The organism is Corynebacterium sp. c8Ua_99 (assembly GCF_039907185.1).
Classification (GTDB): Bacteria; Actinomycetota; Actinomycetes; order Mycobacteriales; family Mycobacteriaceae; genus Corynebacterium; species Corynebacterium jeikeium_D.
This window is the reverse complement of sequence record NZ_JASBOG010000005.1, coordinates 63,234-79,849: the sequence shown is the minus strand read 5'-3', so window position 1 is coordinate 79,849 and position 16,616 is coordinate 63,234. Positions and strand designations below refer to the sequence as shown.

Annotated in this window: 15 protein-coding genes; all 15 read left to right on the top strand. The window is 59.2% G+C overall.

Annotated elements, in window-relative coordinates; genetic code table 11:
- The first annotated feature begins 10 nt into the window (after positions 1-10).
- A complete protein-coding gene (gene coaBC / locus QKE19_RS04380; protein ID WP_347890465.1) occupies positions 11-1,291 on the top strand; it encodes a bifunctional phosphopantothenoylcysteine decarboxylase/phosphopantothenate--cysteine ligase CoaBC in 1,281 nt (426 codons plus the stop codon).
- Between the two features lie 118 nt (positions 1,292-1,409).
- Positions 1,410-2,627, top strand: coding sequence for a methionine adenosyltransferase (metK, locus tag QKE19_RS04375; protein ID WP_016422717.1), 1,218 nt, complete (start codon positions 1,410-1,412; stop codon positions 2,625-2,627).
- 49 nt (positions 2,628-2,676) lie between these two features.
- The gene (locus QKE19_RS04370) at positions 2,677-4,713 is read left to right on the top strand and encodes a primosomal protein N' (protein ID WP_272708044.1); all 2,037 of its coding nucleotides are present in this window, start codon (positions 2,677-2,679) and stop codon (positions 4,711-4,713) included.
- A gap of 60 nt (positions 4,714-4,773) precedes the next feature.
- Entirely contained in the window at positions 4,774-5,277 is a 504-nt protein-coding gene (def, locus tag QKE19_RS04365; RefSeq protein WP_016422719.1) for a peptide deformylase, read from the top strand.
- A 94-nt stretch (positions 5,278-5,371) separates the two neighbouring features.
- On the top strand, positions 5,372-6,346 hold the full coding sequence (gene fmt / locus QKE19_RS04360) for a methionyl-tRNA formyltransferase (RefSeq protein ID WP_016422720.1): 975 nt from the start codon (positions 5,372-5,374) through the stop codon (positions 6,344-6,346).
- The gene (locus tag QKE19_RS04355) at positions 6,347-7,804 is read left to right on the top strand and encodes a transcription antitermination factor NusB (RefSeq protein ID WP_347890464.1); all 1,458 of its coding nucleotides are present in this window, start codon (positions 6,347-6,349) and stop codon (positions 7,802-7,804) included.
- Between the two features lie 11 nt (positions 7,805-7,815).
- On the top strand, positions 7,816-8,484 hold the full coding sequence (gene rpe / locus QKE19_RS04350) for a ribulose-phosphate 3-epimerase (RefSeq protein ID WP_347890463.1): 669 nt from the start codon (positions 7,816-7,818) through the stop codon (positions 8,482-8,484).
- A gap of 16 nt (positions 8,485-8,500) precedes the next feature.
- Entirely contained in the window at positions 8,501-9,553 is a 1,053-nt protein-coding gene (ribD, locus tag QKE19_RS04345) for a bifunctional diaminohydroxyphosphoribosylaminopyrimidine deaminase/5-amino-6-(5-phosphoribosylamino)uracil reductase RibD (protein WP_347890462.1), read from the top strand.
- A 69-nt stretch (positions 9,554-9,622) separates the two neighbouring features.
- Positions 9,623-10,210: a riboflavin synthase gene (locus QKE19_RS04340; RefSeq protein ID WP_016422724.1), complete on the top strand. Its 588-nt coding sequence runs from the start codon at positions 9,623-9,625 to the stop codon at positions 10,208-10,210.
- Between the two features lie 11 nt (positions 10,211-10,221).
- Positions 10,222-11,484: a bifunctional 3,4-dihydroxy-2-butanone-4-phosphate synthase/GTP cyclohydrolase II gene (locus QKE19_RS04335; RefSeq protein ID WP_239272011.1), complete on the top strand. Its 1,263-nt coding sequence runs from the start codon at positions 10,222-10,224 to the stop codon at positions 11,482-11,484.
- The gene (gene ribH / locus QKE19_RS04330) at positions 11,485-11,967 is read left to right on the top strand and encodes a 6,7-dimethyl-8-ribityllumazine synthase (RefSeq protein WP_048731874.1); all 483 of its coding nucleotides are present in this window, start codon (positions 11,485-11,487) and stop codon (positions 11,965-11,967) included.
- Positions 11,968-11,969: 2 nt separating this feature from the next.
- Positions 11,970-12,464 (top strand): PH domain-containing protein, encoded by a 495-nt coding sequence (locus QKE19_RS04325; protein WP_347890461.1) that lies wholly within the window; start codon positions 11,970-11,972, stop codon positions 12,462-12,464.
- Between the two features lie 29 nt (positions 12,465-12,493).
- Positions 12,494-14,542 (top strand): excinuclease ABC subunit UvrC, encoded by a 2,049-nt coding sequence (uvrC, locus tag QKE19_RS04320; protein WP_347890460.1) that lies wholly within the window; start codon positions 12,494-12,496, stop codon positions 14,540-14,542.
- 112 nt (positions 14,543-14,654) lie between these two features.
- Positions 14,655-15,545, top strand: a complete 891-nt coding sequence (gene rapZ / locus QKE19_RS04315) for an RNase adapter RapZ (protein WP_005510809.1) — start codon at positions 14,655-14,657, stop codon at positions 15,543-15,545.
- Between the two features lie 23 nt (positions 15,546-15,568).
- Positions 15,569-16,516: a uridine diphosphate-N-acetylglucosamine-binding protein YvcK gene (gene yvcK, locus QKE19_RS04310; RefSeq protein WP_048731879.1), complete on the top strand. Its 948-nt coding sequence runs from the start codon at positions 15,569-15,571 to the stop codon at positions 16,514-16,516.
- Positions 16,517-16,616 lie beyond the last annotated feature (100 nt).

Here is a 16,616-nt window from a genome sequence, read left to right as displayed (position 1 = left end):
AGATATCTGTATGCATGCCGCCGGTAATGCTGACGTATCCGAATGTTTAAAGGTTGTCGTCGGGGTTGCCGGCGGCATCGCTGCATATAAGGCCGCACACGTTGTTCGTGGCTTCAAGGAACTCGGTCACGATGTTCGCGTCGTTCCCACCGAGTCCGCATTGAATTTTGTAGGTGCGGCTACTTTCGAGGCGCTGTCGGGGAACCCGGTGTCGACTACGGTTTTTGACGCAGTCGATGAAGTTCAGCATGTCCGCGTGGGGCAGGAGGCCGACCTCGTCGTCGTGGTTCCCGCGAGTGCCGACTTTATGGCGCGTGCCGCACACGGGCGTGCCGACGACCTTCTCACCGCAACTTTGCTTGTGGCGACCTGCCCGGTGGTTCTGGCTCCTGCCATGCACACTGAGATGTGGAACCATCCAGCTACGCGCGATAATGTCGCGATTCTTCGTCGCCATGGCACTATTGTCCTCGATCCGGCCCATGGCCGTTTGACTGGTAAGGACACTGGTCCAGGTCGTCTGCCGGAGCCAGAGCAGATAGTTTCGCTGGCATTAGCGGCAGTCGAGAATCCGCGCCACTTCCGCCGCGACTTCGAGGGCGTGCGCTTCATGATTACTGCCGGTGGCACCCGTGAGGCTATCGACCCGGTACGTTTTATCGGCAACCACTCCTCAGGACGTCAGGGCTTCGCGCTAGCTGAGATGGCAGCACAGCGTGGCGCTCAGGTCACTGTGGTGGCAGGACATACAGATCAGTTGCCGACACCGCTGGGCGCGAATGTTGTAAAGGTTGATTCCACTTTGGAGATGGCCAAGGCCGCCCACGAACACTCCAAGTTGGCCGATGTCTGCATTTTTGCCGCTGCCGTCGCCGACTTCCGTCCGGCATCGACCGCTGGGGCCAAGATGAAGAAGGGCGTCGCAGACGACGCTTTGAGCAACATCCAGCTCGTAGAAAACCCTGACATTCTGGCTACCACTGTGGAGCGGCGTAAAGCGGGCGAGATTCCGGCAACCACGACGATGGTGGGCTTTGCGGCTGAGACCGGCGACGAGACGACGACGCCACTCGAGCTTGCGAAGCAGAAGATTGTGCGCAAGGGCTGCGATTTGCTTATGTGTAACGACGTCTCAGGTGGGCAAACTTTCGGTGCGACGGACAATGTCGGATGGTTGCTGTCTCTCGATGGCGAGCAGTGGGACGTGCCGCGGGGCTCAAAATTCTCGGTGGCCGGTTCGATTTTGGATGCAGTCTCCGAGCTGCGACAGGAACCTCAGCCAGCGGAGTAGCGGAGGCCTACTACGGCGACTGAACCGCTTGGTCTATAATTATCGAATCAAACGAAAACCCACGCCGCAGCGACACCGCAGGCGTGGGGAAATGATCTAGAAGAAAGTTGTACTGCTCGTGGCCTCTAATCTTCGGCTGTTTTCCAGTGAATCTGTTACCGAGGGGCACCCAGATAAGATTTGCGACTCGATTTCGGACTCCATCCTTGACGCTATGCTCGCGCAGGATTCTGCATCGATGGTCGCCGTTGAGACTGTGGTGACTACCGGTTTAGTCCATGTTGTTGGCGAGGTTCGCACGAAGAGCTACGTTGACATCCCCGGTATTGTCCGGAGTCGACTGAAGGAGATCGGTTTCGATTCTTCTGAAAAGGGCTTTGACGGCAAGACCTGCGGCGTCTCCGTTTCGATCGGTGAGCAGTCCTCAGATATTCACGACGGTGTGCACACTTCTCTGGAAGCGCGCAGCTCTGATGGCGAAGTCGAAGCAGAAGATCTCAAGGGCGCTGGCGACCAGGGGCTGATGTTCGGCTACGCTACCAACGAAACTCCGGAGTACATGCCGCTACCGATTGCACTGGCACACCGTCTGGCTCGCCGCTTGACGCAGGTACGCAAGGAAGGCATCGTCCCATCGCTTCGACCGGATGGTAAGACTCAGGTCACCTTCGCTTACGACGAAGACAATAACCCGGTGTACTTGGACACTGTTGTGGTGTCCACGCAGCACGACCCGGATGTGACCCAGGAGTGGATTACCGAGCAGATTAAGACTCACGTAGTCGATTGGGTGCTCGACGACGCTAACTTGCGCGAGCGCTTTGTTACCGATGAATTGAAGCTGCTGGTCAACCCGTCTGGCCAATTTATTATCGGTGGCCCGATGGGCGATGCCGGCCTGACCGGCCGCAAGATTATCGTCGACACTTATGGCGGTATGGCTCGCCACGGTGGCGGCGCATTCTCGGGTAAGGACCCGTCAAAGGTGGACCGCTCCGGCGCTTATGCCACCCGTTGGGTTGCGAAGAATGCCGTGGCTGCGGGTCTGGCTGACCGCCTGGAGATTCAGGTCGCCTACGCTATCGGCCGCGCTCGCCCGGTAGGCCTTTACGTCGACTCTTTCGGCACCGGTCACGTTTCGGACGACGCCATCCGCGAGGCTATCAACAAGGTCTTCGACCTTCGTCCGGCCGCTATTATTCGTGACCTGGACTTGCTGCGCCCGATTTATGCGCAGACCTCCACCTACGGTCACTTCGGCCGAACTGACTTGGACCTGCCGTGGGAGCAACTCAACCGTGTTGAAGAGCTCCGCGCAGCCGCTGGCCTGGGATAAACACCACCCGTCAGCATGACCCTGGGGTGGGGAAGTAGAGTAAGACTCTATGACCGACGCCCCTTTCGCACCCGCCGCCGCAGCTGAGAAGCTGCCAGTCGCGCGGGTGCTTCCACTTTTGGGGCTGCCGCAGTTGGATCGCCCCTTCGATTACCTGGTTCCGCGCGCGCTAGCGGAGGAAGCGGTTGTCGGTTGCCGGGTGCGGATTCGATTCCACGGCCAATTGGTCAATGCGCTGGTGCTGGAGCGCTGTGCCACGCCCACTCACGACGGCAAACTGTCCTATCTCAAGGATGTCATCAGCTCTGAGGTTGTCTATCCGCCGCAGCTTCGACGATTGGTGGATTCTCTGGCGGAGTATTACGGCGCAACACGCTCAAACATCATTCGCTCCGCCATCCCAACCCGTCATGCACGGGCCGAACGTGCCCGCAAGGAGAACATGCCCCCGACGTGGGAGGAATTGGGAAAGCTTGCCACCGAGGATCCGGACCTTTCCGCGTGGGGCAACTATGTCTTCGGCGAATCCTTTGTCGATTCCGTCGGCAAGGGCGCCCCGGCACGTGCAGCGTGGCAGCCAGTTCCAGGGGAACAGGTGGCAGCCATGCTCGCCGCGCTCAGTGTTTCGGTCGCCCGCAATGGTGGCGGTGTTCTCATCATTGTGCCGGACGCACGCACGCAGGCACGCTTCGAGAGCGCTTTTCGCGAGCTCATTTCTGCCCGTCAGCTCACTCTTCTCGGGGCTGGTCTCGGGCCCGAGTCCCGCTATCGCCGGTACCTGGATATCCTGCACGGCCAGGGGCGCATAGTCGTCGGCACGCGTTCGGCAGCGTACGCGCCAGTACAGAATCTGCGTTTAGCAGTGATTGTCGATGATGGCGATGATAACCTCGTAGACCCCCGCGCACCCTACGTCCACTCTCGCGAGGTGCTGGTCACGCGAAGTGCGCAGGAGGGGTGCGCTCTCATTTTTGCATCGTATAGCCGTACAGCCGAAGTGCAGCTGCTGGTCTCCTCAGGTTGGGCGCACAATCTGGTCGCAGGCGCCGACGCCTTGGCTGAGTCCATGCCGGAGATGATTGCCTCCACGGACACTTCCGAAGACCCGGATGACGTCAGTAGGGGACGCCTTCCTGCCATCGCTTTTCGACGGGCAAAAGCCGCGCTGCGCGAAGAGCTTCCGATTCTGGTCCAGGTACCCCGCAAGGGATATGTACCGACATTGTCGTGTCGTTCCTGTGGTGCTCCTGCGCGCTGTCGCTGGTGTAACGGTCCACTGGGAATTCCACCGTCCGATAACCCGGACGATCCGGCGCCGCCGACCTGTCGGTGGTGTGGTCGCATCGACATCCACCACCGTTGCCATAGCTGCGGTTCCACCAAGATTCGGCCAGTCGTGGTCGGCAGTGAACGTACGGCGGAAGAGTTTGGTCGTATTTTCAGTCCATTCCCAGTCGTCGCTTCCTCTGGCGAACGGATTGTTGACGACATTCCCGAAGGCCCGAGGGTCGTGGTGGCCACGCCGGGAGCCGAGCCTTATGCGCCGGAGGGCTACGGTGCAGTGATGCTGCTGGACACTTGGGCGATGCTCGGCCGGCAGGACTTGCGCGCTCATGAAGAGGCCTATGCGCATTGGTCTCGAGCTGTCACGCTTGCGCGACCGCGGGAGCGAGGAGGGGCAGTAGTTATCGATGCGGATGCTGCAGTCCCGACTGTGGCCGATCTTCTGGCATGGGACGCGGTAGGCGCTGCAAACAGGGAATTGGCCGACCGTACAGCCGCCGCTCTGCCTCCGGCCTTTCACGTGGCAGCGGTGGACGGGACTGAAGAGGGCCTGCGTAACTTCATGGAGTCCCTGGAGGTTCCATCGGGCGCGGAAATCCTGGGGCCGGTAGACCTTCCCCGCAACGCCAGACCACCAGCAGGCGTGGAACCGGGTACACCTATTCAGCGGATGTTGGTGCGCTGTGACCGTCGGCAAGCACGGGCGGTGGGAGCGGCGTTGAAGGCAGCACAGGTCGTTCGAGCGACCAGGAAGGACCCGACGCCGGTGCGCGTTGTCGTCGATCCGATTAATTTCGGCTAGCTGCTAAAATGAGCGCGTTATCGCTTGATTCACACCAGTTTTCTTGGAGGCTCTAAGTTCATGGCAGTTCGTGAGGTACGTCTTTTCGGCGATCCGGTGTTGCTGTCCAAGGCGGATACCGTCACTGATTTCGACGCGACGCTGTCGCACCTGATTGATGACATGTTCGACACGATGGACGAGCAACAGGGCGTCGGGCTCGCGGCAAACCAGGTCGGCGTGCTGCAGCGCGTTTTCGTCTACGACTGCAATGGCACCCGCGGGCACATCGTCAATCCGGAATGGGAAGCCATCGGCGACGAGACTGTCCACGAAATCGAAGGATGCCTATCTATCCCGGGTATTAATGGACCCGTGACTCGACACGCACGTGTGCGCGTTACTGGCCAGGATCGCCACGGCACACCGGTGAGCTTCGAAGCTGATGATTTGCTGGCTCGCTGTGTGCAGCATGAAAGCGACCACCTGGACGGTGTGCTGTTTTTAAAGCGTCTCGAGGGCGACGAGCGCAAGACCGCGATGCGTTCTCTACGTGAGCAGGACTGGTTCCTCAACCGCGGTTAACTCACCTGCGCCTAGCCCCCTGGGTGTGGCGCCCCGAGTTTCATCACTAGATTAACTAGAACAACTAGGTCCACCAGGAAGGAATCCACTTACTGTGCGCCTGATTTTTGCCGGAACCCCGGAACCTGCTGTCGTTGCACTGAAGAAGTTGCTCGAAGACTCCCGTCATGAAATCGTCGCTGTTCTCACTCGCCCCGATGCCCGCCGTGGCCGCGGCAAGTCGCTTTCGCCCTCGCCGGTGAAGGCGCTGGCCTTGGAACACGACATTCCCGTGCTCACCCCGACGACCCTGCGCGATGAAGAGATCCAGCAGCAAATCCGCGAATTAAACGCCGACTGCATCCCGGTGGTCGCCTACGGCAATCTCGTGCCGGAGGAATTGCTCGATGTACCGACGCACGGCTGGGTCAATCTGCATTTCTCACTGCTTCCTGCTTGGCGAGGTGCCGCGCCGGTGCAGGCAGCTATCGCTGCCGGCGATGAAGTCACGGGTGCCAGTACTTTCCGGATTGAAAAGGGTCTGGATACCGGACCAGTTTTCGGTACCGTCACCGAAGCGATTCGCCCGACCGATAATGCCGACGACCTTTTGACCCGCCTCGCATACTCCGGCGCGGATCTTCTAGCCGCCACCATGGACGGCATCGAAGCCGGTGCGTTGCGTCCGACCGCTCAGCCAGAACAGGATGTCAGCTACGCCGCTAAGTTCGGGCCGGAGGATGCCCGAATCGTTTGGACTCAGCCGCGACATCTTCTTGACCGCCGCGCTCGTGCATTCACGCCTGCCCCAGGTGCGTGGACGACTCTCGACGGTGCACGTTTGAAGGTCGGAGAGCTCACCCCGCTTTCCGACGAGGACAGCGCCGCGGTCGACGAGGTGCGAAAGGCAGCTGCTCCGGAGGCGGCAGCCGCCACACCGGGTGAGTTGGTAGTGGAGAAGCACCGAGTATCTGTGCGTTGTGCCGATGGCTATGTGCAGCTGGTGAAGGTGCAGCCACAGGGTAAGAAGATGATGGATGCGTCCGACTGGGCGCGAGGTAGCCAACCCGGCGGAAAGGTCTGCGAGTAAATGGGCAACCACAAACCCCGCCACAACGGTGGCGGACGGCAGCGCGGCAATCGCAGCGGACAGAACCGCAATGACCGCAACCGTAACCGTGACAATCGCGGTGGGGACAACCGTGGTGGCATCGACCAGCCGCGCAAGGTCGCACTGAAGGTACTAGCCGACGTTCGCGAGAATGATGCTTACGCGAACCTGCTGCTGCCCAAGTTGCTGAAGGCACACAAGCTCAAGGGTCGGGATGCTGCTTTTGCAACGGAGCTGACGTACGGCACACTGCGGGCGGAAGGCCTGTTGGATGCCGTGATTGAGGCATCGTCGTCACGCCCGTTAAGCGATATTGCTGGACCGGTGATGGACGTGCTGCGCCTGGGCACGTACCAGCTGCTGCGTACGCGCGTCGACGCCTACGCGGCGGTCGATACCTCGGTGCGGGCAGTGGCGAAGGTGGCGGGACCTGGTGCGCGCGGGTTTGTCAACGCCATTTTGCGGAAGGTCTCCTCGAAGACCGAAAGCGAATGGGTGGCTGAGATTGCACCGGATCCCGCGACCGATCCGATTGGCTACGTGGCAATGAAGCATGCCCACCCGCGCTGGATTGCGATGGAGTTTGCCCGCGCACTCGGTGCACAAGCCGGTGAGCTGCAGCAAGCACTCGCTGCCGACGATGCCCGCCCGCTAGTGCACTTGGTCGCTCGTCCGGGCGAGATTACTGCTGAGGAATTGGCACTGATCACTGGCGGTGAAGAGGGACCGTGGTCGCCGTACTGCGTGCGCTTGGATTCCGGTGCCCCAGGAGAGCTGGAGCCGGTCCGACAGGGCTTGGCCGCGGTGCAGGACGAGGGTTCTCAGCTCATTGCGCGTGCCGTCACCATGGCACCCGTTGCCGGTGAAGACAGCGGCCGCTGGTTAGATCTGTGTTCCGGCCCCGGTGGTAAGTCAGCTTTCATCGGCGGCATCGCAGCTATTGAGGGCGCGAAGCTCGATGCTGTTGAGGTATCAGCGACTCGCGCAGAACTGGTGAAGAAGGCCACGGCCGGGCTGCCAGTGACTGTAACCGTTGCGGATGGTCGCGATACCGGGCTGGAGGCAGGCTTTGACCGCATTTTGGTAGACGCGCCGTGCTCTGGTTTGGGCTCGCTTCGCCGTCGCCCGGAAGCACGCTGGCGGAAGTCGCCGTCCGATCTGAACTCCTTGACTGCGCTGCAGTTTGAACTGCTCAGTGAAGCTGTGCGTCTGGCACGGCCGGGTGGCATCATCGTCTATTCCACGTGTTCTCCGCATCTGCGTGAAACCAGGGGCATTGTCGATAGGGCAGTGACGGAATTGCCGGTGACGGAGCTGAAGGCACACGAGCTGGTAACGCCGATGACCGATGTCGGACCGTATCCATCTGTGCAGATGTGGCCACACCGCCACGGTACCGATGCGATGTTCTTCTCAGTTTTGCGCAAGAACGACTAGGCTCAGAGGTTATGAGCGCACCAATTATTGCCCCGTCCATTCTCGCTGCTGACTTCGCTCGCCTCGACCGCGAGGTTGAGGCTGTAGCGAATGCAGATTGGCTACATATCGACGTCATGGATGGCCACTTCGTTCCCAACCTGTCTTTCGGCGCTCCGGTGCTGGAGGCCGTAGCTGCGGTGACGGACAAGTACTTGGATGTCCATCTCATGATTGAGAACCCGGAGAAGTGGGTCGACACCTACATTAAGGCGGGGGCGAGCTCCGTTATTTTCCATGTGGAAGCCGTCGACGATGCCATCGCACTGGCACGCCACATTCGTTCCCAGGGTGTGAAGGCCGGGTTCTCGCTGCGCCCGGGTACCCCAATTGAGCCGTGGCTGGATCACCTCGCCGAATTCGACGAGGTGCTGGTCATGAGTGTCGAACCCGGTTTCGGGGGCCAGTCCTTTATGCCGGATCAGCTAACCAAGGTCGAGAAGCTGCGTCAGCGCATTGATGCCGAAGGTCTGGATACTCTGATCGAGATTGACGGTGGTATCTCCGCCAAGACCATCGAATCCGCTGCCGCCGCTGGTTGCGACGCCTTCGTTGCAGGGTCGGCCGTTTTCGGCGCTGAGGATCGTGCGGCGGCTGTCGATGAGCTGCGCGCATTGGCAACTGCTGCTGCAACTAAGTAGACGGCGGTGAAGCACGGTGGCACAGTTTCCGGATCTCGTCTCCGCACAGCCGCTGACTGACACCCAAGCTATGGCATTGGCCATAGAAGCCGGCCAGCGAGTTCGAGGCACCACCTATCCCAATCCACCGATTGGTTGCGTCATCCTCGATACCGCAGGGATTGCGGTAGGTGTGGCCGGAACTGAGCCGGTAGGTGGCCGACACGCAGAGCCACAAGCATTGGAAATGGCGGGGGCACGAGCTCAGGGCGGTACTGCAGTGGTCACACTAGAGCCGTGCAATCATATCGGCCGTACACCACCGTGCACCGAGGCACTTGCGGCAGCCGGTGTTTCCCGCGTCATATTTGCGGTCGCCGATCCTAATCCCGTGGCCGCTGGCGGCAGCGAGTGGTTGCGATACAAGGGAATCGACGTGGTCGAGGAGTTCCAACGCAATCGTGTGACGGATGGCTATCTGCGTCCATGGTTACACTGGCAGCGCACTCGGCGCCCACACATCACGCTGAAGACGGCGGGCACGCTGGATGGTTTCGCCGCCGCTACCGACCGCACCTCGCAGTGGATTACGGGGGAGCAGGCGCGGGCACGGGTACATATCGATCGTGCACGTCGGCAAGCGATTGTCGTCGGAACGGGAACAGTGCTCGCCGACAATCCGCGATTGACCGCGCGCACACCAGACGGTGACGAGCTGTCAACGCAACCTCTGCGCATCGCGATCGGCACCTCGGATGTTGCTGCCGATGCGAATATCCGCGGCGATAACTTCCGCCACATTCGAACTCACGATGTGGAAGTTGCGCTGGAGACAATGGCGGATATGGGGCTTATTGACGTGCTGGTAGAAGGCGGACCACGGCTCGCCAGCGCTTTCTTAGAAGCCGATGCTGTCGACGCGATTGAGTCTTACATTGCCCCGGCGTTTCTCGGAGCTGGTCTGCCGGTGACATCGGCCAACCATGAGACCACCATCACTGACATCTCGCGCTTTCGTACCGTCGCGGTCGAGACTCTGGGAGATGACATTTTGATTACGGCTCTCCGCAGTGGCAAAGATCGCGGGTAGACCGGCTAGAGTTAATTTTGTAAAAATCTTTCAATTTATAATAAACGGTAAAGGATTTTCCTGACCACTATGTTTACGGGAATTGTTGAGGAACTCGGCGAAATTCGCGAAATCCACCGCGAAGCCGATTCCATTACTCTGACCATTCGCGCGACCACCGTGCTTGACGACGTGCACCACGGTGATTCCATTGCTGTCAATGGCGTTTGTTTGACCGTCGTGGAGTTTGGCGATGATTTCTTTACCGCTGATCTCATGCAAGAGACTCTGGATAGGTCGAGCCTCGGCCAGGTAGAGGTCGGTTCCAAGGTCAACCTCGAACGTGCAACCGCAGTAGGTCAACGCCTCGGCGGCCATATCGTGCAGGGACATGTCGATGGCACCGGCGAGGTTATTTCGCGCACGCCAGGGGAGCGCTGGGAGGTAGTGCGGATTTCCCTGCCGGAGCATCTCTCCAAGTATGTCGTGGAAAAGGGCTCAATTGCCGTGGATGGTACTTCGTTGACCGTCTCTGCAGTAGGCGAGGGGTTCTTTGAGGTCAGCCTGATACCGACGACGCTGACGGACTCCGTTATTGGTTCGACCGCGGTAGGCGCCAAGGTCAATTTGGAAGTCGATGTGCTAGCCAAGTACGTCGAGAAAATGTTGGAAAGATAAGCTACAAGACTGTGATTAAGTTCGATTCTGTAGAGCGGGCCATTGCGGACATCGCAGCCGGTAAGGCCGTGGTCGTCGTCGACGATGAAGATCGTGAGAACGAGGGCGACATCATCTTCGCCGCCGAGAAGGCAACGCCTGAACTTGTTGCCTTTATGGTTCGCTATTCCTCTGGTTACATCTGCGCGCCGCTGACCGCCGAGGACTGCGAGCGTCTGAATCTGCCACCGATGGTGTCAGAGAATGAGGATGCCCGCGGTACCGCATACACAGTGACCGTGGATGCCAACACCGGTACGACCGGTATTTCCGCCACAGATCGTGCGAACACCATTCGTACTCTGGCTGACCCCACGTCGAGCCCGCACGATTTCACCCGACCAGGACACGTGGTTCCGTTGCGAGCTCGCGATGGAGGCGTCCTCGTCCGTGCCGGCCACACCGAGGCTGCGGTCGATCTCGCCCGCCTGGCAGGGCTTCGTCCTGCCGGCGTGCTGTGTGAGGTTGTCTCCGAGGAAGACCCGACCGGTATGGCGCGCGCGGAGGAACTGCGTCGCTTCTGCGACAAGCACGATTTAGCGCTGATCTCCATTGAGCAGCTGATCGAATACCGTCGCCACAACGAGCACTTGATTGAACGCGTTGTCGAAACAAAGCTGCCGACCGACTACGGCGAGTTCCGTGCCATTGGGTACCGCAGCCTTATCGACGGTGTCGAGCATGTTGCTCTCGTTGTGGGGGATGTTTCTTCCAACGATGGTCAGGACGTCCTCGTGCGTGTGCACTCCGAATGCCTCACCGGCGACGCACTGGGATCTCGCCGCTGCGACTGCGGTCAGCAGCTGCACAACTCCATGCGCATGGTTCACGAAGCGGGGCGTGGCGTCATCCTCTACATGCGCGGTCACGAGGGCCGAGGCATTGGTCTGATGCCGAAGCTGCAGGCCTACCACCTGCAAGATGAAGGCGCTGACACCGTTGATGCCAATCTCGCACTCGGCTTGCCGTCGGATGCCCGCGAGTACGGCACTGGTGCACAGATTCTGCAGGATCTTGGAGTCACCTCTATGGCGCTGCTGACGAACAATCCGACCAAGCGTGCCGGTCTAGGCGGATATGGGTTGGAGATGAGCCGCCGGGTACCGGTGCCAGTTGAGGTCAACGAGGATAACTTGAAATACTTGTTGACAAAGCGCGAACGCATGGGCCATGAGCTTCCTTGGTTGGATGAGTACATGGAGACCCACGGCATTTCGACAGAAGGAGCACAGTAGATGAGTGGCGCAGGTCTTCCTGAAATTTCCGTTCCCGATTCCACTGGTGTGACCGTCGGTCTGGTCACCTCTCACTGGAACGAGGAGATTACTGGGCAGCTTCGTCGTGAAGCGCTCGCCCAGGCCGAGGAGGTCGGCGCTGTAGTTACGGATGTGACTGTCGTCGGTGCTCTAGAGATTCCGGTTGTGGTGCAACAGCTTGCGCGAACTCACGACGCCGTGGTGGCGCTGGGATGCGTTATCCGCGGTGGTACGCCGCACTTCGACTATGTCTGCGACTCGGTGACTGAGGGCCTGACGCGCATCGCACTAGACTGCGAAACACCAGTTGGCAATGGTGTGTTGACCTGCAACACTGAACAGCAGGCAATTGATCGTGCCGGCGGTGAGGGAGCTGCGGAGAATAAAGGTCGCGAGGCCATGGCCGCAGCGCTGCATACCGTCGCCGTGTTGAAGTCCCTTCGTGAAGGTGGAGCTGAGTAAGAATGGGTAACTCCGAACGCCACAGCAATTCGACTGCCGTCGACACCGGTAGCGAAGACAAATGGCTGTTGGAAATCACCTCGCAAAAGCTGCGTCTGTGGGCGATTATCGCTGCAGTTGTGGTCTTCGCTATCCATATCTTCATGGGTATCGTGGTGGACTTTGGTAACACCGGCGCTTCGGTGACCACTATTGACCAGCTAGCTTTCCCAATGATTGGTTTGATCATCGCCGGGGTAATCCTGCTGCTGACTCGGGCTCGCGTTCGCGTCAATGCCAGGGGCGTGGAAGTCCGCAATCTGCTCAATGCGAAGTTCTACCCGTGGGTCGATATCTACGGCCTGAGTTTTCCAAAGAAGTCCCGCTGGGCTCGCTTGGAGCTGCCTGACTTTGAGTTTGTGCCGATGCTCGCGATTCAGTCAGCCGACGGCAGCCGCGTCGTGGAAGACATCCGCCGGTTCCGTGAACTTGAAGACAAGTTCATGCCGGAGGACTAACCCAAGGACACGTTTTAAGGACACCGTAAGTGACTGACCCTTCTCAGTACCGTCCCGCCCCCGGCACCATTCCCACGGAGCCGGGGGTGTACCGTTTTCTCGATTCAACCGGGCGCGTTCTCTACGTCGGCAAGGCGAAGAATCTCCGTGCACGTTTGTCTAACTATTTCCAGGACTTAACTCGGCTGCATCCCCGCACCCGTCAGATGGTGCAGTCCGCTTCGAAGGTGACGTGGACTGTCGTCCACAATGAGGTCGAAGCGCTGCAGTTGGAGTACACCTGGATCAAGCGCTTTAATCCGCGGTTCAACGTGATGTACCGCGACGACAAGTCGTATCCGATGTTGGCCGTCAGCGTCGGAGAGCTGTACCCGCGGCTGTTCCTCTACCGAGGGCCACGCCGGAAGGGCGTGCGTTATTTCGGCCCCTATTCACACGCGTGGGCTATCCGAGAAACGCTCGACTTGCTTACTCGAGTTTTCCCAGCCCGCACCTGTTCAAAGGGAGTTTTCAACCGTCAGCAGGCCCTCGGGCGACCCTGTTTGCTCGGCTATATCGACAAATGCTCGGCGCCTTGTGTCGGCCGTGTCAGTGCCGAGGAACACCGCGAAATTGTCCGTGGTTTTACCAGCTTCATGTCGGGAAATACGGGCCCGGTCACCAGGCGCTTAAAAAAGGAAATGGAGGAAGCTGCCGGCGAGTTAGACTTCGAGCGCGCCGCTAGTCTGCGCGACAACCTCGCTGCCATCGACAAGGTCATGGAGCGGCAATCAGTCGTGCTTTCCGACGCCGCTGATGCCGACTTTATTGCGCTAGCAACCGACGAACTGGAAGCGGCCGTGCAGATTTTCCACGTTCGGGCGGGACGTATTTACGGTCAGCGCGGCTGGGTAGTGGAGAAGTCCGGCGAGTACGCGACTACGGAGTTTCGAGAGGGAGAAACTGACCCCAGCTTGGGTGGGCTGCTAACGCAGTTCCTCACACAGTTCTATGGCGATGCCGCCAAGCACGCGGATGTAGACGGCGATGAATCGACCACTGCCGCCCAGGTTGTGCCACGCGAAATCCTCGTCCAGGCCACGCCCGACGATCTTGACGAGGTTACTGCATTTTTGGCCGATATTCGTGGCACCAATGTGGATATTCGCGTCCCACAGCGCGGTGACAAGCGGACGCTCATGGAGACCGTTCAGAAAAATGCCGCTGAAGCGCTACGCCAGCACAAACTAAAGCGAAGTGGAGATCTAACTACTCGATCGCAGGCTCTCTCCGAACTTCAGGACGCGCTGTTTATGGATGAAGCGCCGCTGCGTATCGAATGCACTGACATCTCGCATATTCAAGGCACCGATGTGGTGGCCTCGTTGGTGGTCTTCGAGGATGGATTGCCCAAGAAGTCCGACTATCGCCGCTACCGGATCAAAGATGCAGCGGGTGACGGTCGCTCGGACGACGTCGGTTCTATCGCTGAGGTGGTGCGCCGTCGTTTTCTGCGCCATAACGAGGACAAGCTCGCCATGCCCGATGATGCCAGCGAGATGTTCGTCGAAGAGACGACTGATGCCGTCGATGAGCAGTCGCGGAGTAACCGCAAGTTTGCCTACCCGCCACAGTTGTTCATCGTCGACGGTGGTGCACCGCAGGTCGCAGCCGCACAGGCGGTTCTCGATGAACTCGAGGTCACCGATGTGACGTTGGTGGGAATTGCCAAGCGCTTAGAAGAGCTGTGGATTCCCGACGATGATGAGCCGCTCATTCTGCCGCGTAATTCGGAAGCGATGTACCTAATCCAGCGAATTCGTGATGAGGCGCACCGCTTTGCCATTAATTATCACCGCCAGCAGCGCTCTAAACGCATGCGTTCTTCGGTGCTTGATGGCATTAAGGGGCTGGGGCCAGCACGCCGCAGTGAGTTGGTCAAGCACTTTGGTTCCGTTGCGGCGCTGAAGAAGGCCAGCGTCGAGCAGATCGAAGAAGCGGCTGGTTTCGGGCCGATGCTCGCGAAAACTGTTTACGATTACCTCCATCCAGACGAGAAGTCGTCAGAGCCAAACTCGGATGTCGGTCCGGGAGAGTAGGCGTAGAAGTAGGTAAACAAGTGGCTAAAACCGCACTTGAAACAGTGCTAGGGGGTTTACTTCCGCTAGTAAAACCGAGAGCGGTTGGGCGGAATTGTATTAGAGTGATGGCATGATTACTTCGGGTTATTCCCCTCAGGCTGAAAAGTCACTTGTGTTGATTACCGGCATGTCCGGTTCCGGACGCAATACGGCCGCCAGCGTCTTGGAGGAGATGGGCTGGTATGTCGCAGACAACCTGCCCCCGGAGTTGATTATGCGCATGGTCGAGTTGTCGTTTGAAGCGGACTCTCCAGTAGAGCGCCTCGCTATCGTCACCGACGTGCGCTCGCGCGCGTTCGCCGGCAGTTTGGGGGAGGTGCTCGACGGACTCCGCAATGAGGGGCGCCAGCCCTATGTCATCTTCTTTGATGCCAACGACGACACCCTCATCGCCCGCTACGACTCTGTCCGCCGCACCCATCCGCTGCAGGAAAATGGCACGCTTTCACAGGGTATTGCCGCTGAACGTCAGATGTTGCTGCCAATAAAGGGCATGTCGGATTTAGTAGTGGATACCTCTGACATGAGCGTGCACGATTTGCGCCGTGAGTTAGAGCATCAGTTGTCGGATACCGCTAGCAAGATTCAGCAGATCACCATCGAATCATTTGGGTTTAAGCACGGTGCGCCGCGCGATGCCGACATGCTTTTCGACGTCCGTTTTCTCCCCAATCCCTATTGGGTACCTGAGCTGCGTGCGGGCCGCGGTACCAACAAAGCCGTGGCCGACTACGTGCTGTCCCAACCTGAGTCTCAGGGGTTTTTGGACAACGTCACAAACTTGATTGAATTGGTTTTGCCCGGGTACCGCCGTGAGGGCAAGGGTTTTATGACTATCGCTGTGGGATGCACCGGAGGCCATCACCGAAGTGTGGCCATGTCGGAGGCGCTGGCTAAGAAGCTCGAGGGAGTTTCCGGGATCAACGTCAACGTCGTCCACCGCGATATTGACCGCAACTAGCGGTTTTCGTGGAGGTGTAGAAATTGACATCAATTACCAGTCTGGGTGGCGGTCATGGTCTATTTGCCACGCTGAGAGCTGACCGTCAGGTTGCGGACCATGTCACAGCGGTGGTCACAGTTGCCGACGACGGCGGATCCTCGGGTCGCCTTCGTCGTGAGCTGGGGCAGATTCCCCCTGGAGACCTTCGCATGGCACTCGCCGCGCTTTCCGCAGATACGGAAAAAGGCGATCTGTGGGAAAAGACACTGCAGCACCGCTTTGGCGGAACTGGCGCACTGGCAGGGCATGCGATTGGCAATCTGATTATCGCTGGCCTCACCAGTGTGATGGGAAATGAAGTCGACGCGCTTGACGAAATTGGCCGGTTGCTGCAAATCCGGGGTCGCGTCGTGCCCATGTCGCCGATCCCGCTAGAGATTGAGGCCGAAGTCGTTGGCTTGGAGCAGGATGCTCGCGTTGTGCGCCAGGTCCGTGGCCAGGTCGCAGTGGCCACGACACCTGGCCAGGTGCGCCGAATCCGGCTGATTCCTGAGACTCCGCCGGCATCCGAGGAGGCCATTGAAGCTATCCTCAATGCCGATTTGGTGACGCTGGGTCCGGGTTCGTGGTTCACTTCGGTTCTGCCACATCTTCAGGTGCCCGGGCTGCGGGATGCTCTGCAAGAAACCAATGCCACAACCGTCGTGGTGCTGAATCTTGTCGCCGAGCCGGGGGAGACCGCCGGTTTTTCTTCCGAACGGCACATCCATATGCTCACGCAGCATGCACCTAACTTGAAGCTCAATTACGTGCTTGTCGACGACAACACGCCGCTCGCGGATACCGAACGAGAATACCTGCAGCGAGCGGCGGATAGCCTAGACGCGCAGGTTGTCTTCGCCGATGTGCAAGAAGTTGATGACCACGGAGCTCTGACGGGTCGGCATTCGCCGGAGAAACTAGCTGTCGCACTTCGTCAGTTCCTCTAAAGCGTCCGGCCAATCGAGGATTTTTATGCATTCTCCTGCGAGGATGCAACAGACAATCAACTAATTGCCACTCGATTGGTTCCGGATACTATCCTTGAGG

Coding starts and splice junctions, on each gene's coding strand:
- rpe (WP_347890463.1), top strand. CDS start 7,816: ATGAGCGCACCAATTATTGCCCCGTCCATTCTCGCTGCTGACTTCGCT.
- coaBC (WP_347890465.1), top strand. CDS start 11: ATGCATGCCGCCGGTAATGCTGACGTATCCGAATGTTTAAAGGTTGTC.
- ribH (WP_048731874.1), top strand. CDS start 11,485: ATGAGTGGCGCAGGTCTTCCTGAAATTTCCGTTCCCGATTCCACTGGT.
- QKE19_RS04370 (WP_272708044.1), top strand. CDS start 2,677: ATGACCGACGCCCCTTTCGCACCCGCCGCCGCAGCTGAGAAGCTGCCA.
- rapZ (WP_005510809.1), top strand. CDS start 14,655: ATGATTACTTCGGGTTATTCCCCTCAGGCTGAAAAGTCACTTGTGTTG.
- QKE19_RS04325 (WP_347890461.1), top strand. CDS start 11,970: ATGGGTAACTCCGAACGCCACAGCAATTCGACTGCCGTCGACACCGGT.
- QKE19_RS04340 (WP_016422724.1), top strand. CDS start 9,623: ATGTTTACGGGAATTGTTGAGGAACTCGGCGAAATTCGCGAAATCCAC.
- def (WP_016422719.1), top strand. CDS start 4,774: ATGGCAGTTCGTGAGGTACGTCTTTTCGGCGATCCGGTGTTGCTGTCC.
- QKE19_RS04355 (WP_347890464.1), top strand. CDS start 6,347: ATGGGCAACCACAAACCCCGCCACAACGGTGGCGGACGGCAGCGCGGC.